17 protein-coding genes are annotated in these 13555 nt (G+C 60.0%); 9 read left to right on the plus strand and 8 right to left on the minus strand.

All coding sequences use genetic code 11. From position 1 onward, the window contains the following. Positions 1-9: 9 nt before the first annotated feature. The 5 genes from ACY8FN_RS16530 to ACY8FN_RS16550 form a co-directional block, all read right to left on the minus strand. Positions 10-177 (minus strand): transporter substrate-binding domain-containing protein, encoded by a 168-nt coding sequence (locus ACY8FN_RS16530; protein ID WP_463100617.1) that lies wholly within the window; start codon positions 175-177, stop codon positions 10-12. 118 nt (positions 178-295) lie between these two features. Next, complete coding sequence (locus ACY8FN_RS16535) at positions 296-1213, minus strand: IS5 family transposase (RefSeq protein ID WP_463100618.1); 918 nt, start codon at positions 1211-1213, stop codon at positions 296-298. A gap of 44 nt (positions 1214-1257) precedes the next feature. Next, complete coding sequence (locus ACY8FN_RS16540) at positions 1258-1854, minus strand: transporter substrate-binding domain-containing protein (RefSeq protein ID WP_463100619.1); 597 nt, start codon at positions 1852-1854, stop codon at positions 1258-1260. Between the two features lie 96 nt (positions 1855-1950). Continuing rightward, positions 1951-2181: a hypothetical protein gene (locus ACY8FN_RS16545; RefSeq protein ID WP_463100620.1), complete on the minus strand. Its 231-nt coding sequence runs from the start codon at positions 2179-2181 to the stop codon at positions 1951-1953. A gap of 7 nt (positions 2182-2188) precedes the next feature. Next, entirely contained in the window at positions 2189-2767 is a 579-nt protein-coding gene (locus ACY8FN_RS16550; protein ID WP_101316639.1) for an O-methyltransferase, read from the minus strand. 287 nt (positions 2768-3054) lie between these two features. On the opposite strand from ACY8FN_RS16550, the gene ACY8FN_RS16555 reads away from it, so the two are divergent. Both ACY8FN_RS16555 and ACY8FN_RS16560 read left to right on the plus strand, forming a co-directional pair. After that, positions 3055-4350, plus strand: a complete 1296-nt coding sequence (locus ACY8FN_RS16555; RefSeq protein WP_042018970.1) for a DEAD/DEAH box helicase — start codon at positions 3055-3057, stop codon at positions 4348-4350. Between the two features lie 78 nt (positions 4351-4428). Further along, positions 4429-5079 carry a DUF2913 family protein gene (locus ACY8FN_RS16560; protein WP_463101191.1) on the plus strand — a complete coding sequence of 217 codons (651 nt, stop codon included), beginning with the start codon at positions 4429-4431 and terminating at the stop codon, positions 5077-5079. 109 nt (positions 5080-5188) lie between these two features. Here ACY8FN_RS16560 and ACY8FN_RS16565 read toward each other — a convergent pair whose 3' ends face one another. The 3 genes from ACY8FN_RS16565 to ACY8FN_RS16575 are packed head-to-tail and all read right to left on the minus strand — an operon-like array spanning position 5189 to position 7919. Continuing rightward, positions 5189-5428, minus strand: coding sequence for a FeoC-like transcriptional regulator (locus ACY8FN_RS16565; protein WP_005346763.1), 240 nt, complete (start codon positions 5426-5428; stop codon positions 5189-5191). Further along, positions 5425-7695, minus strand: coding sequence for a Fe(2+) transporter permease subunit FeoB (gene feoB / locus ACY8FN_RS16570; RefSeq protein ID WP_463100621.1), 2271 nt, complete (start codon positions 7693-7695; stop codon positions 5425-5427). The genes ACY8FN_RS16565 and feoB overlap by 4 nt, the downstream gene beginning before the upstream one ends. Then, positions 7692-7919 carry a FeoA family protein gene (locus ACY8FN_RS16575; protein ID WP_042018966.1) on the minus strand — a complete coding sequence of 76 codons (228 nt, stop codon included), beginning with the start codon at positions 7917-7919 and terminating at the stop codon, positions 7692-7694. Before ACY8FN_RS16575 ends, feoB begins: the two co-directional genes overlap by 4 nt. A gap of 119 nt (positions 7920-8038) precedes the next feature. Here ACY8FN_RS16575 and ACY8FN_RS16580 point away from each other — a divergent pair, with 119 nt between their 5' ends. The 7 genes from ACY8FN_RS16580 (at position 8039) to ACY8FN_RS16610 (ending at position 13542) form a co-directional block, all read left to right on the plus strand. After that, a complete protein-coding gene (locus tag ACY8FN_RS16580; protein WP_068979416.1) occupies positions 8039-8368 on the plus strand; it encodes a translation initiation factor in 330 nt (109 codons plus the stop codon). A 259-nt stretch (positions 8369-8627) separates the two neighbouring features. Beyond that, the gene (locus ACY8FN_RS16585; protein WP_463100622.1) at positions 8628-9185 is read left to right on the plus strand and encodes a TMEM165/GDT1 family protein; all 558 of its coding nucleotides are present in this window, start codon (positions 8628-8630) and stop codon (positions 9183-9185) included. A 177-nt stretch (positions 9186-9362) separates the two neighbouring features. After that, positions 9363-10301: a DUF2157 domain-containing protein gene (locus ACY8FN_RS16590; protein ID WP_463100623.1), complete on the plus strand. Its 939-nt coding sequence runs from the start codon at positions 9363-9365 to the stop codon at positions 10299-10301. Next, complete coding sequence (locus tag ACY8FN_RS16595; protein WP_463100624.1) at positions 10294-11298, plus strand: DUF4401 domain-containing protein; 1005 nt, start codon at positions 10294-10296, stop codon at positions 11296-11298. The genes ACY8FN_RS16590 and ACY8FN_RS16595 overlap by 8 nt, the downstream gene beginning before the upstream one ends. Then, positions 11295-11813 (plus strand): GDYXXLXY domain-containing protein, encoded by a 519-nt coding sequence (locus tag ACY8FN_RS16600; RefSeq protein ID WP_463100625.1) that lies wholly within the window; start codon positions 11295-11297, stop codon positions 11811-11813. Before ACY8FN_RS16595 ends, ACY8FN_RS16600 begins: the two co-directional genes overlap by 4 nt. 94 nt (positions 11814-11907) lie before the next feature. After that, the gene (locus tag ACY8FN_RS16605; RefSeq protein WP_463100626.1) at positions 11908-12654 is read left to right on the plus strand and encodes a substrate-binding periplasmic protein; all 747 of its coding nucleotides are present in this window, start codon (positions 11908-11910) and stop codon (positions 12652-12654) included. Between the two features lie 132 nt (positions 12655-12786). Then, positions 12787-13542, plus strand: a complete 756-nt coding sequence (locus tag ACY8FN_RS16610) for a substrate-binding periplasmic protein (protein WP_463100627.1) — start codon at positions 12787-12789, stop codon at positions 13540-13542. The last annotated feature ends 13 nt before the right edge of the window (positions 13543-13555 follow it).

The raw sequence follows: 13555 nt of genomic DNA on the forward strand, positions 1-13555 counted from the left end.
CCGGCAATATTATTGCGAGACATCAGTACCAAAATATTTAAGGGATATTTTTCGATAGCTGCCATCCTGTTTGGCGGTGCGCAGTGCCTGATTGATGGCAGCCAGCAATTCTGGCTGTCCCTTGGCAAGCAATACAGCCGATTGATCCCCCTTCGCATCGGTCGCCGCCGCCCTCAATTTGGCGTCCGGTTTCTGCTTTTTGAAGTCGAGGAAAGAGAGGCTGTCATTGATGGTGGCATGGCGTTGTTGCCCAAATCAGCCAGCAAGTCATTACTTCCCCAGCCCCAGGTGACCGCTACACTCGGGGCTTTCTGACAGGCAGACCAAGGGTGTTCAGTTTGTTGATTGCACCAACATACGCCATCACTTCCCCTACCTGACCGTTGTATGTTCGCAGACTGATTTTGCCCGTCAGCAACTGTTTGAACCGATACATCTCCGTCTCTGCCAGCGAGCGACGGTGATATCCCGACATCTTCTTCCAGTGCGCTAGCCCCTCCTTGCGCATCACCAGCACAGCGTCATTTCTTGGGTGTCCCTTTTTCCATAACCCCGCGTTCTTGCGAGGCTGGATACACGCCGTCGCCCCTTTACGCGCAATCAACCGATGGCTGGCTTTGCTGTCATAGGCGCCATCCGCATAAACACGCCCCAGCTTGCGCCGCAGAGGATTGAGCAAGGTCGGCAACACCTCTGCGTCATGCACATTCTCCAGCGACACTTCTGCCGCCACGATATCGTGAGTCACCGGATCTACCGCCAGATGCAACTTGCGCCAGACTCGACGTTTCTCAGCGCCGTGTTTTCTGACTTTCCACTCGCCTTCACCAAACACTTTCAGACCCGTCGAGTCGATAACCAGGTCGGTAATGCGCCCCTTTGGGGGCTGTCGATAAGCGACCGTCACTGTGCGTGCTCGCTTGCTGACACAGCTATAGTCCGGTGCGCACAACGGCACATTCATCAACTCGAACAGGGAGTCGAGTAGTCCCTGAGTGGCCCGCAGAGTGAGGTTGAAAATCCCCTTGAGCATCAGGAAGGTACAGATGGTCTGGTCAGTGTAAAGCTGGCTGCGCCCCCGCCGCCCATGATGGTCGTGGTGAAACCAGTTGCTCATGGCCTCGGCATCAACCCAGAAGGTGAGTGAACCACGGTTAATCAAAGACTTGTTGTATTGAGGCCAGTTGGTGATGGGGTGAAGCGACGTGCCCATGATGCAGACTTGAAGAGGGTGGTGGTGATCAGATCACCGCGCCCTCAGTTAGTTCCATTCAAGCTGCATCGATTTGGGCAACAACGCCTGGTGGCATCCACTCGCCCGGTCAGCACCAGCGCCAGCGACTGGTTGAAGCCCTCGGTGGCGACCACCTCGGCCCCCGATTTTTTGGCCAGCTGGGCAAAGTTGCTGGTCAGGGACTGGGATGATTTTTTGCCCTTCAGATCCGCAAAGCTGTTGATGCTGTGGTTATCGCTGTGCACCACGATCACCGCTTTGGAGGTGATATAGGGATCAGAAAAATCATACTTTTTCAGCCGCTCCGGGGTGATGGCCACCTCGTTGAGCACCAGATCGTAGCGCTTGGCATCAACCCCGGCGATGAGGCCATCCCACTTGCCCTCGACAAACTCCGGCTTCACCCCGAGGCCGCTTGCAATCAACTCGCCAATCTCCACATCAAAGCCGACCAGCTTGCCGCTCTTGTCGTGATAGGTGAAAGGAGGATAAGCCCCTTCAGTGCCGATTTTGATCACACCGGCGCTCTGGATAGCAGTGAGGCTGGACTGGGCTTGCGCCGATGTCATCAAAGCCAGTGGAAGGGCAGCCAGCAAAAACAGGGAGTGCAGTTTTTTCATTATTCACCTCGTTATATTTATAAACATCCAGCACGCTTGCCAACGATAATCCGGATTGCCACGCAATTATTATTTTGAATCCTGCTGCTGCCAGCACTATTTAATCGGGTCACGCCAGATATAGACGACTGCCAATAAATAGTTGCCCTTGGCGGCACCAGCAAAACATAACGTGGTAGTTACCGTTGCCAAACCATGAAATATGAGGATGTTTAGTGAAATAATGAATAACGGATAAGGAGCCCCGCTTTCGCGACTGACTGCGGGGCACACCGCTAATTTATGACGAACAACACGCGCTGCCAGCCCGATACCAAATCCGAGCATCACCTGGTTACAAACGCACCACCAGCCACTCCCCCTTGCCGACCGGCACCAGCGAGGTGGCAAAAGCGGGGTCCTGCGCGACCTCGTTCATCCACTCCGCCATCTCGCTGCGATGGGAGATGGCGTTATCGACCACCAGCAGGCTGCGGGGCGCCAGCAAGCGGCGGATCTGCGGCCACCATGCCCGGTAGTGCTGGCGATCCGAATCGAGAAAGATGAGCTGATACCCGGCTTGCGGCAAGGTCGGCAATACCTCACCCGCATCCCCTGCCAGCAAGGTGATCCAGGGGCTCAGTCCCGCCCGCTGAAAATTGTCATGGGCCAGGATGCGCTTCTCCTCAGCCAGCTCAATGGTGGTGACATGACCCTCCAGCCGGCGTGCCGCCTCTGCCAACCAGAGCGTGGAGTAACCATTGGAGGTGCCGATCTCCAGCACGGCCTGCGCCCCGCGGGTGTGCACCAGCACCGCCAGCAGCTCCCCTGTGTCACGGGTGATGTTGAGCAACTTGCGGCTACGTTCCTGCTGCTGGCTATCATTGCGTTCACCAAGCTGCTCCAGCTGGCGTTTTAACTGCTCCAGTTCCATCGATATCCCCTTTAGTCCTTGCCCAAAACAGCTCGCTCTATCCTCTTGGCTTGGCCTTTGGGAGTCAAATGATTTCTTTTAAACGCCATTCAGACCGCAAGGATGAGAAAAGGACAACCATTTGAGGCAGAAATTATGCCGTCTATCTGTTACACTTCGCGCCCGCCATTTTCCGGCTCTCTCTCTGACTTGATGTCAGGCGCAGCCGTCGGTGGTTACAACCTCCGTCTCGCTCATGCCGAGCTAACCAAGCCAAACACAGCCCAGCTGGAACACAGGAACCCATTATGAGATTTGAATCGTTCGATTTTGCCCCCGAGATTTTGCGTGCTGTCTCAGATTGCGGTTATCAGGAGATGACCCCTGTGCAGCAACAGGCGATCCCGGCCATTCGCCGCGGCCGCGATGTGCTGGCCAGCGCCCAGACCGGTACCGGCAAGACCGCCGCCTTCGCCCTGCCCATTTTGCAGCGTCTGGTAGACAATCCGGCTCCGGCCCAGCCGTCCAATGCCCGGGTACTGATCCTGACCCCGACCCGCGAACTGGCGGCTCAGGTGGCGAGCAACATCAATGACTTCGCCAAGTATCTCGATATCACCACCATCACCATAGTCGGTGGTGGCAAGCAGGATGTGCAGGCCAAGAAGCTGAAAGCGGGCGCTCACATCATTGTGGCCACCCCGGGCCGCCTGCTGGAGCACCTCACCGCCTGTAACCTCAGCCTCTCCGGCGTTGAGTGTCTGGTGATGGACGAAGCGGATCGCATCCTCGACATGGGCTTCAGTGCCGATGTGCAGAAGATCCTGCAAGCGGTCAACAAGACCCGTCAGAACCTGCTGTTCTCCGCCACCTTCTCCGATGCAGTGAAGAAGCTGGCCAACCTGATGCTGGATCGCCCGCAGATCGTCAGCGTCAACAAGCAGAACTCCACCGCCGATACCGTCAGCCACACCGTCTATCCGGTCGAGCAGAAGCGCAAGCGCGAGCTGCTCTCCGAGCTGATTGGCAAGCAGAACTGGCAGCAGGTGCTGGTGTTCGCCAGTACCCGCGAGAGCTGCGATGTGCTGATCGATGAGCTGAACCTCGACGGCATCAAGTCCGCCGTGGTCCATGGCGAGAAAGCCCAGGGCAACCGTCGCCGCGCCCTGCGCGAGTTCATGGAAGGCAAGGTTCGGGTTCTGGTTGCCACCGAAGTGGCCGCCCGTGGTCTGGACATTCCTGATCTGGAGTATGTGGTCAACTACGATCTGCCGTTCCTGGCAGAAGATTACGTACACCGCATCGGCCGTACCGGTCGTGCTGGCAAGAATGGCATGGCCATCTCCTTCGTCAGCCGCGAAGAGGAGCGTACTCTGCTGGAGATCGAAGCCCTGATCGGCCAGAAGATCCGCCGCATCATGGTGCCGGGTTACGAAGTGAGCAACCGCGACGAGCTGATCAAGCAGCTGCAAGAGCGCCGCCGCTTCGGCAAGCGCCCGCAGCGTGAAGATAACGCCGTGGCGCAGGTAATGGCCGAGAGCAAGCTGCAAGGCCAACGCCTCAAGCGTCTGGCGAGTGCCAAGAAGCCCCGTCAGCCGAAATAAGGCACGCTGGTTGATCTATTGAACCGCAAAGGCGCCACTGGCGCCTTTGCTATCTCTGTTATTTCCCGAGGATCCATGATGACCCCTCCTTGCTACAATCAGGCCCTGCTCGAGATGGCCAGCCAGAGTCTGGCGGAGCTGGCGCGCACCGCCGAGCAGAAAGCGGGCAAGCGCACGCCGGCGCAAGAGAGCCACTTTCTCTGCACCTGGATGGCGGACTCCCTCAAGGAGAAGCGTTTCTCCCGTCTGGTGATGGATGATCTGAAAGAGTGGGTGCAGCTTGGCCGCACCCTGGGTGCCGGTGCCGACCTCAAGGGGCTGCTGGAGCGCATCGCCTTCCAGTACCAGTGCGCCATGGCGACACCGCAGCAACTGGGGGCCAAGCTGGCCGCCCTGCTGGCCACCCTGGAAGAGGCGGGTTGGCAAGTGCTAACCGATAGCGAGATCAACGCCAAGCTGCGGCTGCAATCCGACGGCCAGCCGAGCGTGGTGATCAGTGCCAGCGAGTATCAGGGCCATATCGAGGCGGGTGAACTGCTCAAACCCCTCACCCTCTATGTGCGTGGTGACGAGAAGGTGCTGGCCGAGGCCGCCTTTGCTAACGGGCTGCTGCTGAGTCAGGGCAACAAGAAAACCACCCTGGTCAAGCATCACAAGGCCTACCGGTTGATGCCGGACAACGCCCAACCGGCGCTGGCGCTGTTGGCGCAGGCTCGCCAGCGCGCCTGAACCGGTTGCTTGGCATGAAAAAAACGGCAGATCCTGAATAAGGGATCTGCCGTTTTTTATTGTTCAATAGCTGGTGCTCCGTCATCACCCGATGAGGTGTAGCGGCTGTTTAGCGGATCTTGAACCCGATCTGACCCGCGTCACACCACTCGAACATCACCTCCTCGCTCTTGCCGCAGCAGCTACCGCCACAGACCCGGCTCTCGCGCTTGATGACCCGCCCCTTGCGCATCCAGACGCCGAGCATGGCCTCCACCGCATCTTCCGAGGTGTGGAAGTGGCGAGCCAGATCGCGCCGACTCACCTTCTGCTGCGCGGCGAGGTAATCCCCCAGCTCGCGCAGGATCATAAGGTCACCACCTTGCGGGCGACGATGTCACCGTGACGGCGACCGGCCCACCAGAGCAGTAGCAGAGAGAGGCCGTAGCTGACGATCCAGAACAGGCTCTGCTCCGGGTGAGCGGCAAAGGTGGCCGCCTGATAGAAGACGGTGGCACACATAAAGGCCATGTAGTTGCACCAGGCAGCGGTCAGCAGCGCCCACTGACGACCGGTTTCCCGCACCAGCGCGCCCATGGCGGCGGCGCAAGGCATGTAGAGCAACACAAACAGCAGATAGGCAAAGGCACCGGCTGCACCGTCAAAGTGGGTCTGCATGTTGCCGTAGGTGGAGACATCGACCTCCTGCGCGTCGGCTGCAGCCTGCTGATCATCCAGCTCACCGACAGCCAGCCCCATGGGGTCGCTCGGGTTGATCTCCGCCAGATTGGTAGCGACCGCATCGATGGCCTCGTGGAAGCTGGCCACCAGTGAAAACTCGCTCGCCTCCTCGTCGCCGCTCTTGCCGGCGTAGAGGCTGTTAAGGGTACCTACGACCGCCTCTTTGGCGAAGATGCCGGTGACGATGCCGACCGTGGCCTGCCAGTTGTCATCGCGCACACCGATGGGGTGCAACACAGGGGTGACCATTTGGCTGACCTTGCTCAGCACCGAGCTCTCCTGATCCTGATGACCGAAGCTGCCATCGGTGCCAAGGGAGTTGAGCACGCTCAGCACGGCAACCACCAGCACGATGGTTTTACCGGCGCCAAAGACGAAGGATTTGAGCTTCTGCCAGGTCTTGATACCGACGTTGACCGGACGTGGCCACTCGTAGTCCGGCATCTCCATCAGCATTGAGTCGCTCTTGCCCGGCAGCAGGGTACTGCGCAGCAACAGGCCGGTCAGCACCGCCACCACAATACCGATCAGGTAGAGACCGAACACCAGGTTCTGACCCGATTCCGGGAAGAAGGCCACCGCAAACAGGGCGTAAACCGGCAGGCGGGCACCGCACGACATGAAGGGGGCCATGGCCGAGGTCATCAGCCGCTCCCGCTCGGAGTTGAGGGTACGGGTCGCCATCACCGACGGCACGGTACAGCCAAAGCCCATCAGCATCGGCACGAATGCCTTGCCCGGCAGGCCGAGGCGGCGCATCAGGGCATCCACCACGAAGGCGGCGCGGGCCAGATAGCCGGAGCTCTCCAGCACCGCCAGGAACAGATAGAGGCAGCCAATCACCGGTATAAAGGTGGCGACCGTCTGCAAGCCGACCCCGAAGCCGTCCGCCACAATGGCGCCCAGCCACTCTGGGGCATTCACCAACCCCAGCAGGTGATGTACCCCATCGACAAACAGGGCGCCGCCCATGATGTCGAAGAAGTCGATAAAGGCGCTGCCCACCTTGATGGCGAACATGAACATCAGGTACATGACAAACAGGAAGAAGGGAATGCCAATCCAGCGATTGAGCAGCAGCCGATCCAGCCACTCGCTCTGGGCCACGGTCAGCTTGCCCTTCTGCTGGCTCGCCTGACTGACCCACAGATGAATGTGGCCGTAGCGGATATCCGCCAGTTGCAGGTCAATATCCTGCCCCTGATGGGCGCGGGTCACCACATTGCTGGCCGCCGCATGTTGACCGGGCAGCAGGGTCTCTTGCATCACCGCATCCTCTTCCAGCAGGCGCAGGGCGCGGCCACGGCTGGTGAGGTGGTGCGGGGCGAGCAGGGTCTCCAGCTCCGCCAGATCTTTTTCAAGGTCGTGACCGTAATCGAGCTGCAAAGCCGCTTGTGGCTGACCGATAAACTGCTGGATCTGCTGCTTGAAGGCGGCAACCTGCTTGCTGTTGTGGGCAGAAAGAGCCACCACCGGGCAACCAAGGGATTTACCGAGCATCTGCTCGTCGATGACGATGCGGCGCTTGTCCAGGATATCCAGCTTGTTAAGCACCACCACCATGGGCAGCCCCAGCTCGCGCAGTTGCAGCGTGAGGTAGAGGGAGCGCTCCAGATTGGCGGCATCGATGACGTTGAGCAGCAGATCCGGCTGCTGGCTCTGGGCAAAGCGGCTGGCGATCTGCTCGTCCAGACTGCCGTCCTGACTGGCCAGGCTATAGATGCCGGGCAAATCCATCAGCTTGAAGTGGTGCTCACCCGCGCTGAACTCCCCCATCTTCTTGTCGACGGTGACGCCACTCCAGTTACCCACTTGCTGGCGGGCACCGGTCAGGGCGTTAAACAGGGAGGTCTTGCCGCTATTGGGGTTACCGACCGTGACTAGGGAATAATTCATACTGGCTCGACCTCAATTTGCTCGGCAAGGCTCTTTTGCATGGAGAGACAGATCCCCTGGCACTGGATCTGGAGCGGATCTCCCAAGGGGGCAGACCGCAGATAGATGACTTCAGTTTGAGGCAACAAGCCCATCACCATCAGTTTGCGGCGCAGCGGCCGGGACAACTGGTTCATATTCTTGATGCGAGCACTCTGTCCCGGTGACAACTGCGTGAGTACCATGACTGACTCCTGAAGTTAAACAATAATAATTCGCTTTTACTCGAGGCATTATATGCTGTGTCTTCAACTTTTATTTGAGTAAAATCAAACTCCGCTTAGCTAACCGATAAAGTATTGCCATGAGTCACGACAACAACAGCCGCCTCGTTTACAGCACAGATGGCGGCATGATCAAGGAGCAGAGCGCTCCGCAATCCGCCTCCCCCTTCCCTGCTGACGGCACCGTGCGTATTCGCCGCGAGACCAAGGGGCGCAAGGGCGCCGGGGTGATCACCATTCATGGCGTTCCCGCCGAACAGCAGAAAGCCATGGCCACCTTGCTGAAGAAAAAGTGCGGCACCGGTGGCGGGATCAAAGAGGGGATCATCGAGATCCAGGGGGATAAACGGGACCTGATCAAAACCGAACTGGAGAAAGCCGGTTTCAGCGTCAAGCTGGTGGGTGGCTGATCCCCTTGTCACCCCTGCGGTTTTTCCCTAGAATGCCCGCTCCCATCGAGGGGGAGTAGTCTCGCACGCCGGTTCCATGCATTGCATGAATACCGCGCTGCGACCCTGATCAACATACTTGGTGCCAACTCACCATGGTCAGGGTGATCCATGCCAGTCATGGATTTGACAAGACCTTTGACGGGCCAGTGCCAATACCGGGGACGGATGGCGCAGGCTTGTCTCTGGTTTATAACAATTCCGTCCCCCGGTCATATTTATGGAAGCCTTGTTAACCTCAACCCTCAGCGTCGCCATTGCCGAAATCGGCGATAAAACCCAGCTGTTGGCGTTACTGCTCATCTGTCGTTTTCGCAAGCCCTGGCCCATTATCGCGGGCATGTTTGCCGCTACCCTGCTCAACCATGCGGGCGCGGCCTGGATTGGCGAGTTCATCAGCCGCTGGCTCGATCCCAAAATCATGGTCTATCTGGTCGCGGTGGCCTTTATTGCCATGGCGATCTGGATTTTGGTGCCGGACAAGATGGATGACGAGGAGAGCTCGCTGGATAAATACGGCCCCTTTATGGCCACCTTCGTGCTCTTCTTCATCGCCGAGATCGGTGACAAGACCCAGATCGCCACCGTGCTGCTGGCCGCCAAGTATGACTCGCTGGTGCAGGTCATTACCGGTACCACCCTTGGCATGATGCTGGCCAACGTGCCAGTGGTGCTGATCGGCAAGCTGGGGGCAGACAAGCTGCCGCTCAAGGGGATCCGCATCGCCTGTGCCATCCTCTTCATCGGCCTCGGGGTAAGCACCCTGATCTTTGCCTGATCGCCCTTTCCCTGTGACCAAGCCCTCCCCTGTGGAGGGTTTTTTTGTTTACGCCTTTTCATCCCGCCATCTCACTGCGCTGAGCTGTGTCGCAGCGCCTATGCTACACCGGCAAGGGGCTGTGCACGGTTGCGGGTGCCTCATGCCATAATGGGGCAAACCTCGTGGAGTCCCCCCATGCACAACGTATCAAGAGAGACGCTACTCGAATGGGTAAAACAAGGACGGCTGGCGCCAGAGAAGCTGGCGGACGCCCTGACCCTCGCCGATCTTCCCCCCCATCCGGCACGCTGGCAGTGGCTGTTTGACCGGCTGCTGCTCTGGCTCGGCGCCCTCTGTATCGGGGCTGGCCTTATCTTCTTCGTCGCCTTCAACTGGCAGGAGTTGGGTCGGGTGTCCCGCCTCGCCCTGCTGGAGGCACCACTGCTCGCCATGCTGCTTCTGCTGTGGCGCAAACCACTGGGGAATACCCCCCGTCAGGCGCTGCTGCTGGCTATCGCCCTCAATATCGGCGCCCTGCTGGCGCTGGTGGGTCAGACCTACCAGACCGGCGCCGATCCCTGGCAGCTGTTCGCCACCTGGGCGCTGATGCTGGTGCCGCTGGCGGCATTTGGCCAAAGCCCGCTGCTCTGGACCTTAAGCTGGCTACTCGGCCAGCTGGCGCTGGTGCTCTACTGGCGGCTCGGCCTGTTCGCTCTCTTCTTTACCTTCGATGAGGAGGGATTGGGCTGGTGCCTGACCCTGCTCAACGCCGCCCTCTGGGGCCTGCTTCTGCTGGCACCGGCCCGCTGGCGCCTGATGCCGAGCTGGCTGGCGGGTCTGGCTGCGGGTCTGGGGGCCACCCTGCTCACCCTGCTGGCGCTGTTTGATGCCGCCTCCCCGCTAGTGTGGCCGCTCTGGCTTGGTTGGCTGGCAGCCGCCTATGCCCTCTGGCACCACAGATTTATCGCCGGACTCGCCATGGGGTGCCTCAGCCTGATTGCCATCATCCTCGCGGCGCTGGGCAAGTGGATGGAGCCCGACATCAACGGCTTCTTGCTGCTGAGCCTGATCGCCATCGGCCTCTCGGTCAGCGCTGCCCGCTGGCTGCAACAACAACGGAGGTCCCATGAGTGATCTGACCCTTTGGCAAGCGCTGCAACAGGCTAATCTGGTGGACGGGGAGATGCCCCGTGACACCCAGCCCCACTGGTCGAGCCGTTTTATGCTGGGGCTGGTGGGCTGGATTGCCGCCCTGTTCCTGCTCTTTTTCCTGTTTCTCACCTTCGAGCAGCTGACCCGCGAAGCCAACAGCGCCCTGCTGCTGGGAGCCGTGCTGCTGGCGGGGGCGTATGCCCTCAATCGCAGCCAGCGCGGCGATCTCTGGGATCAGTTCGTGCTGGCACTCACCCTGGCGGCCGATGCCTGGCTGCTCTATGGCCTGATCGATCAGATTGACTATCATCACGCCCTGCTCTGGCTTGGCCTCTGCCTGCTGTCGCTCACCATCGCCGTGCTGTTCGATCACTGGCTGGTGCGGCTGTTTCACAGCGTGGCGGCGGCCCTGCTGCTGACCTTGGGCCTCGCCTGCCTCGGGCTGCAACTGCTGGCGCTGCCGCTGGTGATGGCGGCCATCACCTTCTGCTGGCTGCAGGCAGATAGGGATCCAGAGCGCCACCAGCTCTACCACTCCATCACCCTGGGGCTTGCCCTCTCCTTGCTGGTGCTGGGCCGTCTGCACCACCCGTTGTGGGATGGCGGCAGCAGCGTGCTGGACGAGCTGGGGCTCTCGCGCCTGCCGCTCTGGCTTAATCCGCTGCTCTGCGCCGCCCTGCTGCTGGCGGTGATGGTAAAACTCAAGCTCCCCCTGTTGTTTGGCCTGCCGCTGGTGCTGCTCAGCGCCATCATCCCCGGCATGGGGGCGGGCGCACTGGTGCTGATCCTCGGCTTCTATGCTGGCAGCCTTGGCCTGATGACCCTCTCTGCCCTGCTGTTGCTCGGTTATGGTTCCCTCTACTACTACGATTTGGGGCTCACCCTGATGACCAAATCCTGGCTGCTGCTGGGCTCCGGCATCCTGCTGCTGGGTGCCCGCCAACTGCTCAACACCTTCGCGGCAAGGAGCGACTCATGAAACCAGCCACCCGACAACTCGCCCTGTTGCTGAGCGGCCTCGCCATCCTGGCGAGCATCAATGCCACCGTCTGGCGCTATGAGCGTGCCATGAGCAGCGGCGAGGTGGTGCTGCTGCGGCTCGCCCCGGTCGATCCCCGCTCCCTGATGCAGGGGGATTACATGCGGCTGAACTATGAAATTGCCCGCGAGCTGACCAATCGCGATGCCCGTGCGACTCAAGACAACGGCAGCGATACCCTGGTGATCCGCCTCGATGCCCATCAGGTGGCAAGTCTGGTGGCAGATGGCAAACCGGATCAGCTCACCAGCGATGAGCGGCTATTGCAGGTGCATCAAAGCGAACGGCAGTGGCAGATCGGCCCCGATGCCTACTTCTTTGAAGAGGGCACCGGGGAGCAGTACGAGGCAGCCCGCTACGGCGAGTTCCGGCTACAGGCCGATGGCAAGACGCTGCTGGTGGGATTGCGGGATGAGGCGTATCAGCCCATAGGCACACCTCGCGCCCGCTGGTAACGGGATAGCCCGGATCCCGTTACCAGCAGCGAGTGGCGATTTGGGTTATTAGTGGTCACACTCAAAACAAGGTTGATCGCTAAGGAAGTTCCCAATGAGGATATGGTTGATCTGTCATCTTGTACTGCTTTGCTGGACCGCAACGGCCCGGGCCGATCTTGGCAAGCTTGAGTACCTCACCGAAGAGTACCCGCCCTACAACTTCAGCGACCCGCAAGGCCAGCCCACCGGCCTGGCGGTCGAGCTGCTGCAGATGATCTGGCAAAACAGCGGCGTTGCGCCCCAGCCGGTGCGCATCCTGCCGTGGGCGCGAGGTTATTACTTGCTAACCCAGAAACCCAATGTGGTGCTCTTCTCCACCGCCCGCACCCAGGCGCGGGAGGATCTCTTCAAGTGGGTTTGCCCCATCGGTTACTCGGAGTACATACTGCTGGGCCGCAAGGCGCAGAACATCAAGCTGACCGCCTTCGAGCAGATGAGCCAGTACAAGATCAGCGCCGTGCGCGCCGATGCTGCCGAGCAGCTGCTGCTCAACAACGGCATGGATGACAACAACATCATCCCGGCCAACCGCCTCTCCCAGGGGTTGAAGATGCTGCTCTCCGGCCGCGCCGATCTGCTCGCCACCAGCAAGCTGGCGGGATACGACGCCATCCGCGAACTCAAGCTCAATAGCGACGATTTCAACGTGGCCATGCTGCTGAGCGCCGAGCAGCTCTGCTACGCCTTCAGCCGCCAGATGCCTGACAGCGAGATCACACTCTTCCAACAGGCTCTGACCCGCGCCCTCGCCTCGGAGGCGTATCGGAAACTGCAGGCCAAGTACCTGCCGGTACGCTAACCCTTGATCCCTGCCCTGCGGGATGTCACTGACATCCCGCAGCTGTTTTGGCAACATCTCCCGCTACCGTGGCGAAATCGGCCAGCATGGTCACACTTGAGCATAAGGATTCCGTTGAGCAGGATGGCAAACATGAAAGCATGGATTGGATTAGCCGGGGCGCTGCTGGCCACCCTGGCACAAGCGAGTCCTGAGCTCGGCAAACTGCACTACATCACCGAAGAGTACAAACCCTACAACTACGCCGATGCCAGCGGCACCCCCACCGGCTTCGCGGTCGAGCTGCTGCAACTGGTGTGGCAGAAGACCAGCACCCCGCCGCAGCCGGTCACCATCATGCCCTGGGCGCGCGGTTACTACCTGCTGACCCAAAAGCCCAATGCGGTGCTCTTCTCCACCGCCCGCACCCAGGCGCGGGATCCCCTGTTCAAATGGGCCTGCCCCATCGGGTATGCCGAGATCGTGCTGGTGGGGCTGGCAGAGCGCAATATCGCCATTACCAAGCTCGACGATGCCAAAGTGTTCAATATCGGCGCGGTGCGGGCCGATGTGGGGGAGCAACTGCTGCTCAACAACGGCTTTGACGAGACCAAGCTGATGGCCGCCAACCGGCTGGCACAGGCGTTGAAGATGCTCACCTCCGGCCGGGTCGATCTGGTCTCCACCAACAAGACCACCATGGAGCAGCTGATCGTCGAGCAAAAACTCGATCCTGCCCGCTTCAAGGAGCAGTGGGTGCTGAGCTCAGAGCAGTTCTGCTTCGCCTTCAGCCATCCGGTGAGCGACGAGCTGGTCAAAGAGTTCCAGACCGGCTTGACTCAGGTGCTGGCGAGCAGCGAATACCCGCTGCTGCACAGCAAATACTTCCCTACCCCCGCCGCCAAATAGCGGCGCAGCGAAA

The organism is Aeromonas sp. 160P (assembly GCF_055193095.1).